The organism is Mycobacterium sp. NGS27 (assembly GCF_059813005.1).
In genome coordinates this window covers 24445-45091 of sequence record NZ_JCALDT010000004.1, presented here as the reverse complement: position 1 = coordinate 45091, position 20647 = coordinate 24445, and the positions used below count along the sequence as shown (strand labels likewise).

The 20647-nt window shown below is 66.7% G+C and carries 16 protein-coding genes, 1 pseudogene and 1 riboswitch; of the genes and pseudogenes, 8 read left to right on the top strand and 9 right to left on the bottom strand.

Translation table 11 applies throughout. From position 1 onward, the window contains the following. Window positions 1-48: 48 nt before the first annotated feature. Complete coding sequence (locus AC5Y30_RS11640) at window positions 49-1413, bottom strand: flavin monoamine oxidase family protein (RefSeq protein ID WP_499918308.1); 1365 nt, start codon at window positions 1411-1413, stop codon at window positions 49-51. Window positions 1414-1714: 301 nt separating this feature from the next. Here AC5Y30_RS11640 and AC5Y30_RS11635 point away from each other — a divergent pair, with 301 nt between their 5' ends. After that, on the top strand, window positions 1715-3448 hold the full coding sequence (locus AC5Y30_RS11635) for a DUF3556 domain-containing protein (RefSeq protein ID WP_499918307.1): 1734 nt from the start codon (window positions 1715-1717) through the stop codon (window positions 3446-3448). 36 nt (window positions 3449-3484) lie between these two features. Here the strand turns inward: AC5Y30_RS11635 and metE are convergent, their stop codons facing one another. Together metE and AC5Y30_RS11625 are read right to left on the bottom strand one after the other, a co-directional pair. After that, a complete protein-coding gene (metE, locus tag AC5Y30_RS11630; RefSeq protein WP_499918306.1) occupies window positions 3485-5755 on the bottom strand; it encodes a 5-methyltetrahydropteroyltriglutamate--homocysteine S-methyltransferase in 2271 nt (756 codons plus the stop codon). Between the two features lie 154 nt (window positions 5756-5909). Beyond that, window positions 5910-6079: riboswitch (cobalamin riboswitch) on the bottom strand. A 56-nt stretch (window positions 6080-6135) separates the two neighbouring features. Next, window positions 6136-6777, bottom strand: a complete 642-nt coding sequence (locus AC5Y30_RS11625) for an SDR family oxidoreductase (RefSeq protein WP_499918305.1) — start codon at window positions 6775-6777, stop codon at window positions 6136-6138. Here AC5Y30_RS11625 and AC5Y30_RS11620 point away from each other — a divergent pair. Continuing rightward, window positions 6776-6910 carry a hypothetical protein gene (locus AC5Y30_RS11620; protein ID WP_499918304.1) on the top strand — a complete coding sequence of 45 codons (135 nt, stop codon included), beginning with the start codon at window positions 6776-6778 and terminating at the stop codon, window positions 6908-6910. The two genes, AC5Y30_RS11625 and AC5Y30_RS11620, sit on opposite strands and share 2 nt — an antisense overlap. On the opposite strand, the gene AC5Y30_RS11615 is transcribed toward AC5Y30_RS11620, so the two are convergent. The 6 genes and pseudogenes from AC5Y30_RS11615 to AC5Y30_RS11590 all read right to left on the bottom strand — a co-directional run bounded on the left by AC5Y30_RS11615 (window position 6907) and on the right by AC5Y30_RS11590 (window position 13230). After that, window positions 6907-7749, bottom strand: a complete 843-nt coding sequence (locus AC5Y30_RS11615; protein WP_499918303.1) for an SDR family oxidoreductase — start codon at window positions 7747-7749, stop codon at window positions 6907-6909. The two genes, AC5Y30_RS11620 and AC5Y30_RS11615, sit on opposite strands and share 4 nt — an antisense overlap. A gap of 96 nt (window positions 7750-7845) precedes the next feature. Further along, window positions 7846-9126, bottom strand: a complete 1281-nt coding sequence (locus AC5Y30_RS11610) for a TetR/AcrR family transcriptional regulator (RefSeq protein WP_499918302.1) — start codon at window positions 9124-9126, stop codon at window positions 7846-7848. Window positions 9127-9264: 138 nt separating this feature from the next. Next, window positions 9265-9912, bottom strand: coding sequence for a nitroreductase family protein (locus AC5Y30_RS11605; protein WP_499918301.1), 648 nt, complete (start codon window positions 9910-9912; stop codon window positions 9265-9267). Beyond that, on the bottom strand, window positions 9912-11033 hold the full coding sequence (locus AC5Y30_RS11600; RefSeq protein WP_499918300.1) for an acyl-CoA dehydrogenase family protein: 1122 nt from the start codon (window positions 11031-11033) through the stop codon (window positions 9912-9914). Before AC5Y30_RS11600 ends, AC5Y30_RS11605 begins: the two co-directional genes overlap by 1 nt. Then, window positions 11030-12172, bottom strand: coding sequence for an acyl-CoA dehydrogenase family protein (locus AC5Y30_RS11595; protein ID WP_499918299.1), 1143 nt, complete (start codon window positions 12170-12172; stop codon window positions 11030-11032). The genes AC5Y30_RS11600 and AC5Y30_RS11595 overlap by 4 nt, the downstream gene beginning before the upstream one ends. An 84-nt stretch (window positions 12173-12256) precedes the next feature. Continuing rightward, window positions 12257-13230, bottom strand: a pseudogene (locus tag AC5Y30_RS11590) (SDR family NAD(P)-dependent oxidoreductase). A 121-nt stretch (window positions 13231-13351) separates the two neighbouring features. Between AC5Y30_RS11590 and AC5Y30_RS11585 the strand changes: the two are divergent. The 6 genes from AC5Y30_RS11585 to AC5Y30_RS11560 all read left to right on the top strand — a co-directional run bounded on the left by AC5Y30_RS11585 (window position 13352) and on the right by AC5Y30_RS11560 (window position 20581). Then, window positions 13352-15076, top strand: coding sequence for a nitric oxide reductase activation protein NorD (locus AC5Y30_RS11585; RefSeq protein WP_499918988.1), 1725 nt, complete (start codon window positions 13352-13354; stop codon window positions 15074-15076). Window positions 15077-15131: 55 nt separating this feature from the next. After that, complete coding sequence (locus AC5Y30_RS11580) at window positions 15132-15989, top strand: CbbQ/NirQ/NorQ/GpvN family protein (RefSeq protein WP_499918298.1); 858 nt, start codon at window positions 15132-15134, stop codon at window positions 15987-15989. Window positions 15990-16073: 84 nt separating this feature from the next. After that, window positions 16074-17192, top strand: a complete 1119-nt coding sequence (locus tag AC5Y30_RS11575; RefSeq protein WP_499918297.1) for an ABC transporter substrate-binding protein — start codon at window positions 16074-16076, stop codon at window positions 17190-17192. 3 nt (window positions 17193-17195) lie between these two features. Next, on the top strand, window positions 17196-18347 hold the full coding sequence (locus tag AC5Y30_RS11570; protein ID WP_499918295.1) for a spirocyclase AveC family protein: 1152 nt from the start codon (window positions 17196-17198) through the stop codon (window positions 18345-18347). Beyond that, complete coding sequence (locus tag AC5Y30_RS11565; protein ID WP_499918294.1) at window positions 18340-19353, top strand: SDR family oxidoreductase; 1014 nt, start codon at window positions 18340-18342, stop codon at window positions 19351-19353. The genes AC5Y30_RS11570 and AC5Y30_RS11565 overlap by 8 nt, the downstream gene beginning before the upstream one ends. Before the next feature lie 10 nt (window positions 19354-19363). After that, window positions 19364-20581, top strand: coding sequence for a cytochrome P450 (locus AC5Y30_RS11560; protein WP_499918293.1), 1218 nt, complete (start codon window positions 19364-19366; stop codon window positions 20579-20581). Window positions 20582-20647: the final 66 nt, after the last annotated feature.

Below are 20647 nucleotides of genomic sequence, written 5' to 3'. Positions count from 1 at the left end.
CGACCCTCGTTGAAACTACTGAAACAAAAGTGACACAAGTGATTTGGGCTACGCGACGGCCGCGACCTCGGCTGCGGCCACCTCGGCCGCGGCCCGCTCGCCGGAGCGAATCGCGCCGTCGATCCACCCGCACATGACGGCCGAACTTTCGGTGCCGGCCCAGTGGATGCGGCCACAGGGCTCGCGCAGGGTGTAGCCGAATTCGGTCAGCACGCCGGGAGGCGCGTGGCCGATCATTCCACCACCGGAATAGCGGTCGGTAGTCCAGTTCTGTTCGTGGAATTCCCGTGCGGCTTCGGCTTTGCTGCCGAATCGGTCGACCAATTCGTCGATGATCACCGCTTTGCGCTCGGCCTCATCGAGTTCCGTCAGCCGCCGTGCGGCGCGTCCCTCGGTGATGACGCACATGATTCCCGGGTCCGCGGTGTCGGTGCAGGCGTCGATGGTCAGGGTGGCGGGGGAGTTCGGCGCCGCGGATTGGCCGGACAGTCCGTCGGTGCGCCAGAAGGGGTCGTCGTACACGATCGAGATTTTGACGACCGCGCCGCTTGGCATGCGCCGATGCAGGAACTCCCGATCCACGGGCAGCATCGGTTCGTAGACGATCGATGTGGCGATCGCCAGCGGGATCGCGACAATCACCCGGCGCGCACGCACGGTCAGGTCGGCAGCGTCGATTGTCACACCGTCGACGTCCTGGCTGATCTGCCGGACGGGCTGCGAAAGGTGCAGCGCCTCACCCAGTTCGGCCACGATCGGGCGGTGCAGCGCGCCCATCCCCCCGACCGGGCGGGCATCCTGGGAACCACCCTTGCCCGAGATCGCGAACGTGAGTCCGCCCGCGGAGGCCGTCTGCAGCAGCCCCCACAGCAACGACGTCTCCGATGCCGCCGAGGTGTAGAGGCCGGCGAAGGCCATGTCCAACATCTCGGCGGCGTCCTTGGACATGGACTTCTTGTGGATCCATTCCCCAATGCTGATGCGGTCCCACTCGTGGGCCTTCTTTGCGTCCCAAGGGGCTTCGCGCGGGATCTCTTTGCACATCCTGTCGATGGCGGCCAAACCGAACCCGAGGTTGGCGACGGCCCACGGGCTCACCGTCCAGGGGATGGTGCCGCCATAGCGGTGTCTCTTGCCGCCGACGATCATCATGGCGTCGCCGTCGTTGTGCTGCTTGTACTCCGGCACGCCGAACTCGTTCATGAGCGCATGGATTCGGTCCTGGCCCGGCCCGATCCAGGCACCGCCGCGATCGATCCACGTGCCGTCGGCCCGGGTCTCGGTGAAGGTGCGGCCACCGACCCGATCGCGCGCCTCCAGCAAGGCCACCGAGTGCCCCGCCTGGTTGAGCCGCAACGCGGCGGTCAACCCAGCGAATCCCGCTCCGACCACGCAGAAATCGACCTCAGACACGGCTGGCTCCTCGACCTCGTCCACCCCAGCAGCAAACTACACCGACCTGGTGCCCGCGGAGGCCGGTTAGGCAGATCTTCGCGGGCTTTCGGTGCCCGACGACGCGGCTCTTGCCAGCGCATGCCCGGCGAGCGCCTGAAATGATCTGGCGCACAAGCAGGCTCAGAGGGCACGCGCGCGGCCAGTTCGGTAACCGCACGCCGACCCGCCGTCAACGGTGCCGGCGCGAAAGCCGCACGCAACGATTTCTTGTCCGAGGTTGCGGTACGCCCCCCTAGAACACGTTCTAGTCTGTGAAACCATGGGATTTCTGAAGCCGGAGCTGCCGCAGCTCGACATGGCCGAATGGAACAAGGGCACCCGCAGCGAGAAGATCCGGCCGATGGCCAAGCACTGGGCCGAGGTGGGCTTCGGTACACCGGTGGTGCTGCATCTGTTCTATGTCGTCAAGATCCTGCTCTACATCCTCGGTGCGTGGCTGTTCGCGTCGGCCACCAACGGTCTTGGCGGGTTCACGCGCGTCGCGTCGTGGTGGTCGGAGCCGATCGTCTTCGAAAAAGTCGTGCTGTACACGATGCTCTTCGAGGTGATCGGGCTGGGTTGCGGCTTCGGCCCTTTGAACAACCGGTTCTTCCCGCCGATGGGCTCGATTCTGTACTGGATGCGCTTCGGCACCATCCGGCTGCCACCGTGGCCCGATCGAGTGCCACTCACCAAGGGCACGAAGCGCAAACCGGTCGACGTCGCGCTGTACGGCCTCTTCCTTCTGGTGACGCTTGCGGCGCTGTTCGCCGACGGCACGGGACCGATACCCGAACTGGGCACCACGATCGGGCTGCTGCCCGCCTGGAAGATCGTTTTGATCCTCGTGCTTCTGGCGGTGGCCGGGCTGCGCGACAAGGTGATCTTTTTGGCCGCGCGTGGCGAGGTCTACGCGACCATGGCGGTGACGTTCGTGTTCGCCGCGCCCGACATGATCGTCGGCTCCAAAGTGGTGTTCCTGGTGATCTGGATGGGTGCCGCGACATCCAAGCTCAACAAACACTTTCCGTTCGTCATCTCCACCATGATGTCCAACAACCCGTTGGTGCGGCCCCGCTGGCTGAAACGGCGCTTCTTCGAAAGCTTCCCGGATGACCTGCGGCCGGGACGGCTGTCGCGCTGGATCGCACACCTGAGCACCGCCATCGAGATGTTGGTGCCGCTACCGCTGTTCTTCTGTCACGGCGGCTGGCCCGTCACGATCGCCGCCATCGTGATGGTCTGTTTCCACCTGGGGATCCTGGTGTCGATCCCGATGGGGGTGCCGCTGGAGTGGAACGTCTTCATGATCTTCGGTGTGTTGTCGTTGTTCGTCGCGCACACCCACATCGGGCTGCATGACCTGAGACACCCGGTGGTGGTGGCGGTCCTGTTCGTCGTCATCGCGGGAATCGTCGTGTTGGGCAACATGTTTCCGCGCAAGATCTCGTTCCTCCCGGGGATGCGTTACTACGCGGGCAATTGGGACACCACGCTGTGGTGCATCAAGCCGTCGGCCAGTGACAAGATCAGCCGGGGCATCGTGGCGATCGCCAGCATGCCCCAGGCCCAGCTGGAGCGGTTCTACGGCAGCCCCGAGGCGGCCCAGATACCGATCTACATGGGATATGCGTTCCGCGGCTTCAACACTCACGGCCGCGCGCTGTTCACGCTGGCACACCGCGCCATGGCGGACCAGAACGAGGACGACTACGTCATCACCGACGGCGAGCGGATCTGCAGCACCGCGATCGGCTGGAACTTCGGCGACGGCCACATGCACAACGAGCAACTGATCGCCGCCCTGCAGGAACGCTGCCACTTCGAGCCGGGCGAGGTGCGAGTGGTCTTGCTTGACGCGCAACCCATTCACAAGCAGACGCAGGCGTACCGGTTGGTCGACGCGGCGACCGGCGAATTCGAGCGCGGCGTCGTCCGGGTAGCCGACATGGTCGTCCGCCAACCTTGGGCCGACGACGTGCCCGTCGAGGTGGCTAGCGCCACGCCAGCGTGACGCTCGGCGGGTAGCGCCACGCTGGCGTGACAATCGCTATGCCTCGGCCCGCACCTCCTGGGCGGCGGCAACCATGTTCCTCAGCGACGCGCTCACCTCGTCGGAGTTGCGGGTCTTCAACCCGCAATCGGGATTGACCCACAGCCGCTCGGCGGGAACGGCCCGCAGCGCCGCGCGCAGCGACTCGGCCATCTCGCCCGTGCTCGGCACCCGCGGCGAGTGGATGTCGTAGACGCCCGGTCCCACGCTGTTGGAGAAACCGATGGAGTTCAGGTCGTCCAGCACCTCCATGTGCGAACGCGCCGCCTCGATGGACGTCACGTCGGCGTCCAGATCGGCGATGGCTCCGATCACCTCACCGAATTCCGAATAGCACAGGTGGGTATGGATCTGGGTGGAGTCCGCGACGCCGGAGGTGGCCAAGCGGAAAGACCCTACGGCCCAACGCAAGTAGTCCTCCTGAGCGGCGCGACGCAACGGTAGCAGCTCGCGCAGCGCGGGCTCGTCGACCTGGATGACCGCGATGCCGGCATCCTGCAGGTCCACGGTCTCGTCGCGGATCGCCAGCGCCACCTGGTTGGCGGTGTCGGCCAGCGGCTGATCGTCCCGGACGAACGACCACGCCAGGATCGTCACCGGCCCGGTCAGCATGCCCTTGACCGGCTTGTCGGTCAGCGACTGCGCGTACTTCGCCCACTGCACCGTCATCGGGTGCTGGCGGATCACGTCACCGAAGAGCACCGGCGGGCGCACGCAGCGGCTGCCGTAGGACTGCACCCAGCCGTTCTTCGTGGCGAAGAATCCGTCCAGTTGCTCGGCGAAGTACTGCACCATGTCATTGCGCTCCGGCTCGCCGTGCACCAGCACGTCGATCCCGAGGCTCTCCTGCAGCTTGATCACGTCGGCGATCTCCTGCTTCATCCGCCTCTGGTACTCGGCCTCGTCGATCTCGCCGGCGACCAACGCGGCACGCGCCTTGCGGATCTCGACGGTCTGCGGGAAAGACCCGATGGTGGTGGTCGGCAGCGGCGGCAGGTGCAGCCGCGCCTCCTGGCTGGCGCGGCGCTGGGCGGCGTCGCCCCGGTGCGTACCCGACGCGACGATGGAGTCGATGCGGGTCCGGATGCGGTCGTTGTGCAGGCGGGGGTCGCTCTTGCGGGACGCCACCGCGGCGTTGGACGCCGCGATCGCGTCGGCGACCGCATCGCGCCCCTCGTTCAGTGCGCGAGCGAGCGTCACCACCTCGACGACCTTCTCCCGGCCGAACGCCAGCCAGCTGCGCAGCGCGTCGTCCAGGCCGGTCTCGGGCTCCAGCGAGTACGGCACGTGCAGTGTCGAACACGACGTCGAGACCGCGACGGTGGCCGCCGAACGCTGCACGGTTGCCAGCTTGTCCAGTGCCGCTTCGAGATCGGTGCGCCAGATGTTGCGCCCGTCCACGACACCGGCCACCACGGTCTTGGTGGCCAGTTCTGGCACCGCCGCAATCGCGGTGTCGGCGCCGTAGACCAAGTCGACGCCGATCGCCTCGACGGGCGTACGGGCCAGCGCGCCCAGCGAGTCGCCGGGGTCACCGAAGTAGGTGGCGACATAGATCGCGGGTCGGTTGCTCACCTTGCCCAGCACGTTGTAGACCGCTTCGGCCAGCGCCGGTGCGTCGGGGGAAATGTCGGTCACCAGCGCCGGCTCGTCGATCTGCACCCACTGCGCGCCGTTGTCGGCCAGCAGTGACAGCAGCTCGGAGTAGATCGGCACCAATTCCTGCAGGCGCTCGATCGGCGCGCCGCCACCGTTGACGGCCTTGCTCAGCAGCAGGAAGGTGATCGGCCCGATGACCACCGGGCGGGCCGGAATTCCTTGCTCGAGAGCCTCTTTCAGCTCCGAGAGCACCTTGTCCGCGTTCAGGGCGAATGACGTCGCGGGCTCGATCTCGGGAACGATGTAGTGGTAGTTGGTGTCGAACCACTTGGTCATCTCCAGCGGTGCGACGTCTTTGTTGCCGCGCGCCGCGGCGAAGTAGCGGTCCAGGTCGTCGGGAATTTTGGCGGCGCGGTCGGGCAACGCACCCAGCATGACCGCGGTGTCGAGCACCTGGTCGTAGTAGGAGAAGGTGTTCACCGGGACCGAGTCCAGGCCGGCGTCGGCCAAGCCCTTCCGGGTATCGCGCCGCAGGGCGGCCGCGACCTTCTCCAGGTCGGCCCGGCTGGTGCGGCCGGCCCAGTAGCCCTCGGTGGCGCGTTTGAGTTCGCGCTTCGGACCGATGCGTGGTGAGCCGACGATCGTTGCGGTAAATGCTTGAGGGGTCACGATATCCGTCCTTCAATCGGCATGGTGGCCACCGCCGGCGGACGTGCAGCCGATCCGATAGCGGTGCGTACCAGGTACCAACCGCAACGGCTGCAGCCTAACGCCCATTCCACGAGGCGATGAGCCGCCGGACGCGGCGCGCCCGGCGCAGCTGGCAGGTCTCCGGACTCGCAGGCGTGCACCCCGTTGGTGCTCCTAATGGCCGTCGCTTCCCAGCCTTGCGACCAGTGCTTGTGACGGCGGTCGTTCCTGCATACCGTTGCGGGACAGTCCCGGATTCTCACCGGGTTCCCTCTCACGAAGCGTTACTAACGTTCGCTTCGCTCGATGCTTGCGGCGCGGTTGCGACGCAGGCAGACCAGCTGCGAGAGGTAGCTTAGTCAGTCCGCCAGCGCTTCCGCGATCGGGACGTCGCCGTTGTTGAAATCGATGGTTCGCCGGATGGTCGAATCGTCGGCCAATGCGGCGGCCGCGACGAGCGCGACGTCAGCGCGCGAGACCTGCCCTTTCGCCCGGCCGACCGCGATCTTGCCGGTCGCCGGGTCGAGGGTCAGCCGGCCCGGCCCCAGCACCGTCCAGTCCAGGTCGCTGTCGCGTAGGTGCGTGTCGGCGGCGGCCTTGGCCTCGGCATAGGCGAAGAACGGATCATCCTGCGGCACACCGTGATCCGGGCCCGCACCGAAGTAGGACACCATCACGAACCGCTTGACGCCCGCCTGTGCGGCGGCGTCGACCACCCGGATCGCGGCGTCCCGGTCGACGGCATAGGTCCGCTCCGGATTGCCACCGCCCGCCCCGGCCGAGAAGACGACAGCGTCATGCCCGGTCACCAGGTCCGCCAGGGCGTTCGTGTCGAGCCGCTCGATGTCGGCCACCACCGGCTTGGCACCGGTGGCGGCGACGTCGTCGGATTGATCGGGATTGCGGAAGACTGAGCTCACCTGGTCGCCCCGCTGGGTCAGGTCGCGTGCGAGCTGCAGCGCGACCTTGCCGTGTCCGCCGAAGACGATGATCCGTGCCATGCCTTCGACGGTACCGAGGCTCGCCCGATGGTGGCGGCCCGCTTCGCCCGGCTACGCCGCGCTCGCGACCACCACGGGTTCGATGGTGGCGGCCCGCTTCGCCCGGCTACGCCGCGCTCGCGACCACCACTAAAGCTTCACCCGTCCCATGATGATGTCGATGATCGGCTTGCCGGGCGGGTAGGCATTGGTGAGCGAGGCCATCGTGTGCCCGTAGTCGACCAACAGCGTGATGCCATTGATGCCGAAGGCGGCGGCGCTGTTCAGGAACGCCATCACGTCGCCCATCTGCTCCGGGGTGTGCACCTTGGAGCCGGTCTCGTCGCGGTAGTCCTGGGCGAACGTCAGCCACAGGTCGGCGTTGGACTGGGCCAGCGGGGTGTCGGTGGGACCCGGGCAGATCGCGTTGATCCGAATGCCCTTCTTCAGCAGGGGGTAGCCCTGGGTCGCGACGTAGGCGTTGACGACCTTCTTGGAGAAGCCGTAGTGGATGATGCCCTCGGCCTCGTGCGCCTTGACCCACTCCTGGGCCGACGCGAAGTCCGGCGTCGCCAAGAACTCGGTCAGCAGGTCCAGGTCGTTTTCCCAGCCCATGCCGGCGACCGAGGAGATGAAACAGATCGCCGAGCCCGACGGAAGCTGGTTGCGCTCGAGCAGGCGCTCGATCAGGTGCCGGTGGCCGAGGAAGTTGATCGCCATCAGGTCGGTGGTCCCGTCGGCGATGCCGGCGGCGGAGAACACGGCGTGGATCGGGCCGTCCAGCTGTTCGATCGCGGCGTCGATAGACGCGGTGTCGCGCAGGTCGACCTGAATGGACTTGGCGACGTCGTACTTCACCGGCGCGTAGTCCATCACGATGACTTCGGCGCCCAGCTCGGCCGCTGACTTGGCCGCCGCGGCGCCCATGCCAGTCGCGCCACCGACGACGAGAGCGCGCTTGCCGTCGTAGCGCAGCCGATCGACAATGGTCATGGAAATCCCCTTCTCGGATAATGCCAACGCGGTTCTAACTGCTCAACTGTATGGGTAACAGTTATTTGGTTCAATACCGGGGCGGGTTGGTGAGGGTTACTTGCGGGGGACGGCGACGCCGCGCAGCACGGTGTCGCGGGCGTGCACCAGACCGGCGCGGGTGCCGATGTCTTGCAGGATGTTCTCCGGTATCCACTGCAGGCCGACGACACAGCGGGACAACATCGCGGTGGACGGCGCGTCGACGCCGATTTCGCCCGACCGGATGCCCTCGGAGAGCAGCATTTTCATCTGCCGCAGCCGAGTGGCGTACAGCCAGCCGGGGTTGGGCGTGTCCGGGGGCGATTGGCGCATCCAGGCCAGCTGGATCCGGAATTCGTCGGAAAACCGGTCGAGGGCATTGACGTTGACCCAGCTCAACGCGTCCAGCTTTTCGATCGGTGTGGATTCCGAGCGCAAGACGCTGACCCAGCCCGCCTCGACCTTCCGGCCGAAGGATTCCATGATCGACGCGAGGAGTTCGTCCTTGGACCCGATCACCCGATACACCGTTCCGGTGCCGAGACCGGCCGCCGAGGCGATGTCCCTGATCGTGGTTACCTCGTATCCTCGACGGCCGAATTCGGCCCGTGCCACCGCACGCACCGCGGCCGCCTTGTCGCTCGGGTCCGCGTCGCTGTCATCGGACCATGTCGCGATCGCGTCGCTGGCTGCGGTGAAGGCTTTGGAGCGGTCCAGTGCCGAGTCGGTGGGCGGCCGAGTTGCCAAGCCTTCCAGGATGATTCGGCACAGCAGCCGGGCCACCTGGTCGGGGGCGGACTTGTGGCGCATGACATCGAGCCCGACCTGCAGCATCGTTTGGCAGATCCGGTCGGCCAGGGTGGGAAGGTCGATGTCGGATTTGATGTAACCGCTCCACCGGGCGGCTCGCAGCGTCTGCAGCATCGCCTCCTGGATCGCCACGGGCCGTTGCTGCGTCAGCTTGATCAACTCCGGGTCCGTACTCGGCCCCTCGTAGAACGACATCTGCAACGCGGCGCGGTGTTCCACGGCGCAGTCGGCGATCGCCGAACCGAGTTCGATGATCTGTTCGGCGGCCGGGCGGGAGTCTGGTTCGTCCAGTCTCGCCTGGGCCGCCCGGCCGATGCGCTCCAGGTCGTCCTGGTAGCGGCGGATCAGCTCGACCAGGATGGCCTCTTTGGATTCGAAGTGGTGATACAGGCTGCCGGGAAGGATGCCTGCCGCGTCGGCGATCTCCTGCAGCGACGTCCGCAGACCCGAGGATGCGATCAATGACGCCGCGGTGGCGAGGATTTCGGCGCGGCGGGTCGGGGATTCGGCTGTGCCGCCGGCGCGCAGTGACTCGGCCTTGGCCATGGTCAGCGGTGTGCGAATCCGGACGATTGCGGGTCGGCGAGCATTCGCGTTCGTCCTCTCTAGCCGAACCAAATCTTTGTTAGAGGCTATCAGACTGCGCGCGTTGAATGCCCTGCACAAAGCCGTGAAAGCCCCATTCTAGAGCGGTGGGCCATCCCAGCGGTCGCGCGCGACCACTTCCTCGAGCGGCCGCCGGCGCGCCGGTGAAAACCTGCGGCCCGACCGCAGGCGGCCCACTGGCAGGAGGCAGCCCTGAACGTAGGTCGGCGGGATGCCGAGCAGGTTCCGGATTTCCGCTTCGTGATGCAGATGCAAGGTGGTGATGCACGTCCCGTATCCCCTGGTGTGCAGGGCCAGCTGGAAATTCCACACCGGCGGGAAGATGGAGCCGTACAACGTTGCCAAATGAAACGATTCATCGCCCTCGATGCGAGGCAAATACGGTTCATAGCAAGGGATTACCAGCAGCGGCACGCTCGCCATATTCTCGACCAACCACTCCGTCGACGACATCACCCTGCTCTCCGGAGTTCCCGCGGGCATGAGGTCGGCGATTAGCTGTCCACCTACCCGTAGCAGGTAGGCCTGGCGATACAACCCGGCGATTTCGGTGCGCAGCGCCGGATCCGAGATCACCAGCCAGCGCCATGCCTGGGCATTCGACCCGTTCGCCGCCTGCAGGGCGATGCGCAGGCAGTCGCGGATGTCGTCGAGGTCGACCGGCGCGTTGAGGTCGAGCGATTTGCGCGCCGACGGGGTCGCGGTGAGCAGGTAGTCGATCTCCATCAGGCCCCGCCTCTCTTGGCAAGGCGCGCACCGAGTTCGGTGAGGTAACCATCGGGACCGCCGAGAAACGCACTCCAGCTCAGCAGGCGCTTGAGGTACAGGTGTGCATCGTGCTCCCACGTGTAGCCGATCCCACCGAACACCTGGATGGCGGTGTCGGCCACGGTGGCCAGCCGTCCCGCGAACGCCTTGGCCCGCAGCGCGGCGAGATGGCGCTCTTCGCCCTGTTGGCTATCCGCGTCGGGGTATGCGTCGCTGGCCCACAACGCGTGGATCACACCGCTGCGGGCCAACTCGACCGTCTCGAACATGTCCACACACAGATGCTGGACGGCCTGGAAGGAGCCGATCAGCTGACCGAATTGCGTTCTGCTTTTCGCATATTCGACGGCGAGGTCCATTACGGCGCGCGCGGCGCCGAGCGCGTCGGCCGCGGCGGCGATCAGCACGTCGTCGATCACCGCCGCTTGGTCGTGCGCGGACGCCGCGGCCAGTCGTTGTGCGGGTGCGGAGTCGAACGTGACGCGGAAGTGCTTACGGGTGGGGTCGATGCCGTGCTCCGCGGTGACCGAAAGCCCGGACGAGCCGGCCCGCACCGCGAAAAGCGCAGTGTCGTCGGCGTCTTCGGCGACCACGAGCAGAACATCGGCGGCCGCGGCGTCGGGCACCGCGGCGATCTCACCGCGCAACCCGATGGCGTCATCGCGTCGGCTCGCGACGATCGAGGCGTTCGCCGAATCCGGGAAGCAAACGGTGGCCACCGTGCTGCCGTCGGCGATGCCGCGCAGTAACTTCGGTGCGATGTCGTTGTCCCCGAGCCGGGTCAGCGCCCGCGCGGCGGCCACCGCGGTCGACAACCAAGGGCCCGGATGCAGCGCGGCGCCCAGCTCCTCGGCGACGATGCCCGCCTCGACCATCGTCATGCCGGCGCCGCCGTACTCCTCCGGCACCAGCAGCCCGGTGGCACCGAGATCGGCAAGACCGCGCCAGACCGCCTCGTCCGTTCCGGCCGGATCGCCCAGCAGCGGACGGACATGTTGCGAAATCGATGCCTTCTCGGCGAGAAAGCGCCGCGTGGTGTCGCGCAGCGCCACCTGCTCGTCGGTGAGTTCGAGGTTCATTTGCGCGGCAGCCCCAGCACTCGTTGCGCGGTGATGTTCTTGTTGATCTGCGTGGTACCGCCCGCGATGGTCAGCGACCGCGACGTCAGGCGATAGTTCGCCCATGGCGCGCCGGCACCCTGGGTGCCCAGGGCGTCGAAGGCCAGAGCGGCCAGGTCCTGGCCGATCTCGCCCCACACGGTCTTTGCGAGGCTTGCCGAGCCGAACGCGTCACCACCATGCAGCGTCGCCGAGATCGACCGCTGACACAGGACCTCGAGATACTTGATGCGGACCGCGATTTCGCCGAGGCGCCGCAGCTTCACCGGATCGCTCAGGGCGCCGGCGCCGGCGAGGTCGTGGACCAGCTCTTCGAGCCGGGCCTGCATCTCGGCGTACAGCCTTGCGGCCCCGGCGCGCTCGTGGCTGAGCGTCGTGGTGGCCACCTGCCAGCCCGCGTTGAGCGGACCCAGCAACGCGTCAGCCGGCACCCGCACGTCGTGAAAGAAGACCTCGGCGAAGTCGGCGTCACCGTTGAGTGTGACCAGCGGGCGGACCTCGATGCCCGGTAGCGTCATGTCCACGATCAGGCAGGAGATCCCCTTGTGCTTGGGCGCGTCGGGATCGGTGCGCACGTAGAGCTGACACCAGTCGGCCCGATGCCCAAGGGAAGTCCAGATCTTCTGGCCGTTGACGACGAAGTCGTCACCGTCTCGCACGGCGCGGGTGCGCAGCGCCGCGAGATCGGACCCCGCCTCGGGCTCCGACATGCCCTGGCACCAGATGTCGTCGGCGCGCATCATGCGGGGGAGCAGGGTGAGCTTCTGCGACTCGGTGCCGTACTGCATGATCGCCGGGGCGATATTGTTGAGTCCAATCACGTTGAGCGGCATAGGAGCTCGAGCCCGGGTGGTCTCTTCGGTGTAGACCAGCTGCTCGAGCACCGTTGCGCCGCGTCCGCCGTATTCGGGGGGCCAAGACACTGCGGCCCATCCCGCGTCGGCCATCGTCGCGTTCCATGCGCGCAGCATCTCGAACGCGGCGTCGTCGCGGCCGGTCGGCCGGCGGGCCGCCACCAGCTCGTCGGTGAGGTTGCGCGACAGCCAGTCACGCAGCTCGCTGCGAAACTGTTCCACTTCCACCGGGTAGGAAAAGTCCACGTTCCTCTGTCTTCAGCGTCGTCTTCGGCGTCGGAAAGCCTTGTGGCCAAGCCGGACTTTACGGTTGAGCAGATTGTTGGTCAATCAACTCCCTCGGGGTTCGGGGAAGGCCACCTCGGCGTTACCCGGCATCGGGCTGACACCGCGTCGATCACACACTTCGAGCACCTCGTCCACGATCGACGCGGGCACGATGAAATTCTCCGTCGAGGAGATCTGCTCGAGATGCGCCTCGAGGTCCTCGGCGGTTGGCCCGGCCTCGGCGTCGGCGAGCCAGCCTTCGGTGAGGCCGACGAACACCCGCGCATAGCGGCCGGCGGCCGCGGAATAGTTGCGGTGGGTGAACGTGCAGGCGGTGCTGGCCAAAAACGTCACCAGCGGCACGACGAGCTCCGGTCGGATCGCTTGCATGAAGCCGGATTCCGCGAGGAACCTCTCGTCACCGACCGTCTCGGTCACCATTCGTGAGAAGCCGGTGGGCATAACGGAATTGGCGAGTATCCCGTGCGGCTCGCCTTCGATGGCGATGACGTTCGTCAATCCGACCAGGCCGGCCTTGGCCGCCGCATAGTGGGCCTCCATCGGCTGGCCGAAGATCCCGGCGGACGACGAGATGAACACGAATCGTCCGCCCCCGTTGTTCTTCATCACGCGATATGCGGGCTGGGACAGGTGAAAGCCGCCGTCGAGGTGCACGCGCAGCATCCGCGTCCAGTCTGCGTACGAGAGGTCCTCGAAGGGCGCGCTGCCGAAAATGCCGGCATTGCTGACGACGGCGTCAAGGCGCCCGAATGCGTCCACCGCCGCATCGATGATCGCCTGACCGCCCGCGGCGTTGTCCACGGAGTCGTACGACGCGATCGCCGCGCCGCCGGCATTCTTGTCTCGTCGACCACGTCGTCGGCGACTTTTGAGTCAGAACCGTCGCCGCGCATCGAGCCGCCGAGGTCGTTGACCACCACCGCCGCACCCCGGCGGGCCAAGTCCAGCGCGTACAGCCGACCGAGCCCCCGACCGGCACCGGTTACCACCGCCACCTGCCCGGTGAAGTCAAGCATCGTGTGCTCCCGCTTCGTTGACTGCCGTGCAGCCGGACTTTACGGTGGAACAGATATTTGGTCAACAATCCGGAGGTTGAGCGTGGACGGCGCCCGTGCCGACCGGCTGCAGGTCCTGGGCATGCTCGCTTCCGCGCTGGCGGGCCAAGCCGTCGCGGTCGACGGGCTGTCACGGGGCGAACCGGCGTGGACAGATGGCCAGATCATCCACATTGATGCCGCCGCGGGCCCGCTCGCGCAACTGGAGGCCGTGGCGGTGCAAGCGTCGATGATTGCCGCCGGCAGCCTGGCGCCCGAAGTGGTGGGCACGCTGGTTCGGCACCGCAAGCTGGCAAGGCGCTACCTGGCGGTCGAAGGCCACCGGGCATTGGTCGCGAACGCACCTTTGCTGCCAAGTGTTTTGGCGTCGCTGGGCGATCGTGACATCGCGGGTCGCAGCGATTCGCCCCGCGCTTCCCTCGCCATCGCGGCCTCGCGGGACGCGCTCGAGGACCCGGCGCCGGAGTTCGGCGTGATTCGTGCGGCCAAGGTCATTGCCGCGTGCGTCCGGGTGGCAAAACAAGACGACGCCGCGAAGCCCGAGCACGCGCCGCGAAGCAATGCCGCAACGGAACTGGAGGAACTCGACGACGGTGAGGTGGACGACTCCGACGATCCGGACCTGTTCACCAGTCCGGTCGGCGGGGGCGGATTCATCGGTAAGTGGCTGAAAAAGATGCTTTCGTCGGCGCGCAAGACCGGCCGTGGCGGCGGTCCGCCCGGTGCTGACACCCCGACCCACCGCACCCATTCCGGCAGGCGCGGCGCATACGCCGTCGCCTCGCTCGCCTCGACCGCCGGCGACGACGATGCAGACGCCGACCACGAGGGGCGAACAGCCGCGGACGGTGTGCGGTATCCGGAATGGGACGTCGCGCGCAAGAACTATCGGCCGGCCTGGTGCACGGTGCGTGAGGTCGAGCCACAGATCAAGGGGTCGGCCACCCAGCCCATCGACGACGCCATCGGGGTGCGGCGGCCGCTGTCGCGGCTCGGCATGGGTCTGCACCGCCGCCACCGCCAGGTGCAGGGCGACGACATCGACATCGATGCCGCGGTCGAAGCCCGGGTCGAAGTGCGGGCCGGATCGGTGCCCGACGAGGCCGTGTATCTCGACAGCCTGCGGCGCCGGCGCGACCTCTCGGTGTTGCTCCTGCTCGACGTGTCGGGCTCGGCGGCCGAACCCGGAACAGTCGGGCGCACGGTGCATGAACACCAGCGCGCGGCGGCCGCCAACCTGACCGTGGCGTTGCACGATCTCGGTGACCGCGTCGCGCTGTACGCCTATTACTCGCAGGGCCGGCGCGCGGTGAGCATGGTGCCCGTCAAGCGGTTCGACGACCAGCTGAACGCCCAGGTCATCAGGCGACTCAATAGCCTTGAACCCGGCGCGTATTCGCGGCTGGGCGCGGCGATCCGGCATGGTTCGGCGACCCTGGAGGCGCGCGGCGGTACGTCACGGCGGCTGCTGGTGGTGCTGTCCGACGGGCTGGCCTACGACCACGGATACGAGCGGGCTTACGGTGCCGCGGATGCGCGCCGCGCGCTGAGCGAGGCCCGCCGCCGGGGGACCGGCTGCGTATGCCTGACGATCGGCGCCGGAACCGACGTGCAATCGCTGCGCCGGGTGTTCGGCAGCACCGCGCACGCGACGATCGCGCGACCCGATCAGCTCGCCGGTGTCATCGGGCCGCTGTTTCGCTCCGCACTGCGATCGGCGGAGGTTCGCCGCAGGGTGTCGGTGATGCCAAGTCGCAGAACGAAGTTGGCGCTCGGGGGCGTCGATGCCGCTCGGCCGGGCACTTGAAACAAACATCTGTTCCGGCTAGGCTCCAATCGCCGGAGGCAGCAGAAGGGAAGCTATGGCCAACGAATCCGGACTTGCTTACGTCAACGGCGGGACCCCCGAGGCGCAGACCGTACGGCCCTATTACCGAGCGGTCGGCAGCGAAGAGGCCGTTTTCAAGGCGGCCCACCGCCAGGGTCTGTCGCTGGTTCTGAAGGGCCCGACGGGGTGCGGCAAGACCCGATTCGTCGAGGCGATGGCGTACGACCTGGGCCGGCCGCTGATCACCGTCGCGTGTCATGACGACCTCACCACCGCGGACCTGGTCGGCCGGTATCTGCTGCGCGGCGACGAGACGGTGTGGGTGGACGGACCGCTGACCCATGCGGTGCGTGAGGGAGCGATCTGCTACCTCGACGAAGTGGTGGAAGCCCGGCAGGACACGACCGTGGTGCTGCATCCGCTTTCCGACTATCGACGACAACTGCCGATCGAGCGACTCGGCGTCACGCTGGACGCGGCACCCGGATTCGGCCTGGTCGTTTCCTACAACCCCGGCTATCAGAGCGTGCTGAAGGATCTGAAGGATTCGACACGGCAGCGGATGGTTGCCATCGAATTCGATTTCCCCGCAGCAGATCTCGAAGAAGGCATCGTCGCGCACGAGGCGGGTGTGGACGGGCCCACCGCGGCCGAACTGGTTCGTTTCGGGCAGGCCATCCGCCGGCTGGAAACCGGCGGGCTGCGCGAGGTCGCGTCGACGCGGGTGTTGATCGCCGCGGGCAGGCTGGTCGCCGAGGGCCTGAGCATGCGCGAGGCGGCCCGCGCCGCGATTGCGGGCCCGCTGACCGACGACGTCGCAGTGGGCAAGGCGCTGGGCGAAATGATCGAGATCTACCTGGCGCCGAGCGTGTCCGGCGGGCCCGACGATTGACGCTGCATATCGCCCCCGCTAGGGTCTGAACAAATATTAGGTTTCGCATCGGCCCATGCAAAATCCAGTCACCCGGGAGGTCGGATGTCCTACGAGAGCAGCGCAGAGCCGATCAAGGTCGGCTATCTCATGGACTTCAAGCTTCCCCCGGGATTCCCCGAGGAGCTGTTCGCCTCCTTCACCCAGACCTTCGATCTCATCTTCGGACAGGCGGTCGAGCAGGGCCTGATGGATCGGTCCGTGCAGATGATCTATCGCGAGGTGGAGGGTCTGCCAAAGGGGTCGGTCAAGGCGGTGATCGATGCGTATGGCGAGCTCGTCGACGAGGGCTGCCTCGTCGTCTTCGGCCCGAACATCACCGATAACTGCGTGCCGTTGCGAGAAGCGATCGAGGAACGGTTCAAGGTCCCCGCGATCAGCGTGACCGGTACCGACGACTGGCTGGGCGAGTGGACGTTCTCGTTCCCGCAGGGATCGATGACCGACGAGCCGATCTTCCTGGCCGACCTGATCGCCAAACGAGGACTCGCCGAGATCGGGGTTCTGGTCGAGCAGAGCCTCATCGGCGAGAGCTATCTGAAGAACCTGCGAAGTGCCTGTCGGCGCAAGGGTATTCGCATCGTGGCGGAGGTTTCGATAGCCCAGACGGCCCAGGACATCAGCGCCGCGGTCCAGACGCTTCACGAGGCCAAGGCTGAGGGGATCGTCCACCTGGGATTCGGATTCGGAATCGTCTTCGTCAACCCGGCGCTCGAGGCCCTGGGGTGGGACCCACCCCGTTTCACCACGACGGCGTGGCAGAACGCGTGGGTCAACCCGATCATGTGGCAGGCGTTCATGGGCTGGATCGGTGTCGACCAGTACGACGAGGCGAACCGGATCGGCCAGGACTTCCTCGACACCTATGCGGAAAAGTACGACGGCAGTCGCCCCGAGTTCTGCGTGACCGTGGTGAACCGCGACGTCGCCGCGACACTGGTGCGCGCGTTCACCGATGCCCATCCGCTGAGCCCGCGCGGCGTCAAAGAGGCCCTCGAGCGGGTGAAGATGATGCCCGCGGCCTCTGGCGCCCCCGGCACCCGGGTGTCCTTCGGCAAGTGGACGCGGCGGGCCTGGATGGGCGCCGGCTACCTGGTGGCACGCACCCTCGATGCCGACGGCGTCAACTCGCATCTGGTCGATCGCTTCGGGGAGGAAGGCTGACTCGTGAGCACGAACCCGTCTACCGAACAAACGACACCGCCTGCCGCACAGGAGCCGGCCGTCGCGCAGCGCAAAGACAAGCGCGGCTGGGGCGGTTGGTTCGCCGGCGCGGCACTGGCCGCGTTCGCGCTCTTCTTCATCGCCAATTGCCGTGTGGCCCTTGACCCTCGCGTCGCGAACCCGAACGTGGTTGGGCGGCCCCGTCCGGTGAAATTCACGTTCGGGCTGGACTACATCGGGTTCCTGGATTGGGCCACGGTTGGGGCACTGATCCTGCTGTTGATCGTGTTCATCAGGGGCTGGCGCCGCAATCCGGGTAGCCCGGTGATGTTGATGTTCCTGTGTACCACGCTGATCGTGTGGCAGGACCCGATCATGAACTGGTCACCGTTCGCCGTCTACAACCCCGATCTCGTCCACTGGCCGGAATCCTGGCCGCTGGTGTCGTTGTCGCCGACGGTCGAACCATTCGTGGTCTTCGGCTACGTGATGTTCTATTTCGGGCCCTATTTCCCGGCGGTCTGGACCCTGCGCCGACTGCAGGCAAAGTACGGGCCCACGAGTTACGTGTCGCGGCATCCGTTGGTCAGCCTGGGCCTGATCACGCTGGTGATCGGATTCGTTTTCGATGCCTTCCTGGAAAACATCCTGGTGCACTGGGGCATGTACATCTACTCGCAGGTGATCCCGTGGGGATCGGTGTTCACCGGCACGACCTTCCAGTTCCCGCTGATCTGGGAGTCGTTCTCGGTGTGCTTCGTGATGGTGCCGGCCGCGATCCTGTGCTACCGCGACGACACCGGCAAGTCGGTGGCGGAAAGGCTTGCGGCGAAAGCGAAGTTGCTTCCGACGCGTCCGGTGCTGGGGACGTTCCTGGTGATGTTCGTGATCATCAATGTGTCCTACTTCGCCTACGGTGGCTGGTTCTGGCTCATCAAGGTCAGTCACGCCGCCACTTCGGTGGCCTGCCCATGGCCATATCCGGAGGCGAAAGTGTATGACCCGCAGGGATTTTACGAGACGGAGGGCGCACAAGGGCCCTACTCCGTCGGCATCTGGTCCACGTGGGCGAGTGGGGAGCCCAACGGCCGACCGCACGTCCAACCGCCGCCGCCCGGTCAAGGAGCCTGTGCGGCACAGGGCAAGAATGGCTGAGCCGCGCACGGTCGTCATCACCGGAGCGTCGCGCGGACTGGGCTTCGCCTCGGCGGTGCGGATGTACCGGGAGGGGTGGCGCGTGGTCGCGGCCATGCGGACGCCCGATCAAGGAATGCCGCTGCTGCGCGAGGCTATTCAGGAACAGGGGCTCGGGGCGCCTGACGACGACCGGTTGATCGGCGTCCAGCTCGACCTGACGGACAGCGCGTCCATCGCTTTGGCGGCCAAAACAATCGAAGAGACGGTGGGCGCGCCATACGCACTGGTGCACAACGCGGGAATCTCGGCCGCCGGCATGGTCGAGGAGACCGACATGGCGCTGTGGCAGCGCATGTTCGCCACCAGCGTCCTGGGTCCCGTCACGCTCACCCAGGCGCTGCTGCCGTCGATGCGGGCGGCGGGTCGGGGCCGAATCGTGCTGGTGTCCAGCGCGGCCGGGGTGCGGGGCCAGCCCGCCACCGCGCCGTATTCGGCGGCCAAGGGGGCCCTGGAGCGCTGGGGGGAGTCGATGGCGTGCGAGATCGCGCCGTTCGGTCTCGGTGTCACCGTCCTGGTGGCCGGCACGTATGACACCGAGATCATCACCGACGCCGGCACCACCGATGACCGAAACTTCAACGGCCCGTACGCCCGCCTGCACAACACCATGAACGGCCGCGGGCGGTTCGCGATGAAAATGGCACGGCCGCCGGAGCGGTTCACCGACGGCCTGCTCAAGGCGATCGAGGATCGGGGAGCATTCCGCCGCCGAGGCAACGGTCCGGACGCCTCGATGTTGCTGGTGGCCAACAGGATCCTGCCCGCGTCGGGCATGCACCACCTGTCGCGGATCGTGCTGGGCATACCCCGGCAAGGCGCGATGCGGGGCGGGGCGTGGCCGTTGACGACAAGTCAAAAGGCGATGGTCTTCGTCGCCCGTGTTCTTCCGCAGCCGGTACTGCAGCGGCTGGCCGCGGTGGCGGGGCGGTTCTCGTCGCAACAGGGTGCGGCGCAAGGGGATTGAAGGGGCAACCATGGAACAACTTTTCGACGACCTGGCGGATTTCGGCGCCTTCGACGACGCGATATCCGGTGACGTGCGGGACCCGTACACCGAATTGGCGAGGCTGCGCCGCGAGGAACCGGTGCAGCGACTCGAGACGTCGGGCGCGCTTCCGCACGAGGAAGGGCTGCCGATGTTCATCGTGTACCGCCACGAAGACATCCAGCAGATGCTGCGCGACAACGAGACGTTCTCCTCGGCCGCGGTCATCGCCGCATTCGGGCCCGTGCTGGGTGAAGGCGTGATGCTCGGCATGGACGAGCCGATCCACGGCCGGTTGCGTTCGTTGGTGTCGAAGGCGTTCTCGCAGAAGTCATTGGCGCGCTGGCAGGACGAGTTGGTCGGCCGCGTGGCGAACGGCCTGATCGACAAGTTCGCGCCCAATGGCAAGGCCGATCTGGTCAAGGAGTTCACCTTCGACTACCCGAGCCAGATCATCGCGGGGCTGCTGGGCTTGCCGGAAGAGGATTACCCACAGTTTCAGCGGTGGTCGATCTCGCTGCTGAGCTGGCTGATGAACCCCGAACGCGGGCTCGCGGCCGCGGCCGCCCTGTGCGACTACTTCGCGCCGATACTCGAGGCCCGCCGCGCCGAGCCGAAGGACGATCTGATCAGCGCCCTCGGCGCGGCCGAGATCGACGGGGAGAAGCTTGCGGACGAGGAGATCTTCTCGTTCCTTCGGCTGCTGCTGCCGGCGGGCGTCGAGACGACCTACCGCGCGCTTGGCAGCCTGCTTTTGGCGCTGTTGTCGGATCCGGCGCAGCTGGATGCGGTCCGCGCGGATCGATCGTTGCTGCCCCAGGCGATCGAGGAAGGCGTGCGCTGGGAGTCGCCGCTGTTGACCATCACCCGGGTGGCGACCCGCGACACCGAACTCGGAGGCGTGGCGATCCCGGCCGGGGCGACGGTGATGCCGATGCTCGGTTCGGCGAACCGCCAGGAGGATCGCTATCCCGATCCGAATACTTTCGACATCCACCGGGAGGCCCGGGCGCATCTGGGCTGGGGGCATGGCGTGCACGTGTGCCTCGGCATGCACCTGGCGCGGCTCGAAATGCGCACCGCCATCAACCTTCTGCTCGACCGGCTGCCGAATCTGCGCCTGGACCCCGATGCGGACGACCCCCACATCCGCGGCCAGGTCTTCCGGTCGCCGACGTCGGTTCCGGTGCTGTTCGATCCGCGATGACCGGCCCGCTGAAGGGTGCAACTTGCCAATCGGCTAGTTTCCGGTAAGGCTCTCCGTAGCCCCTCT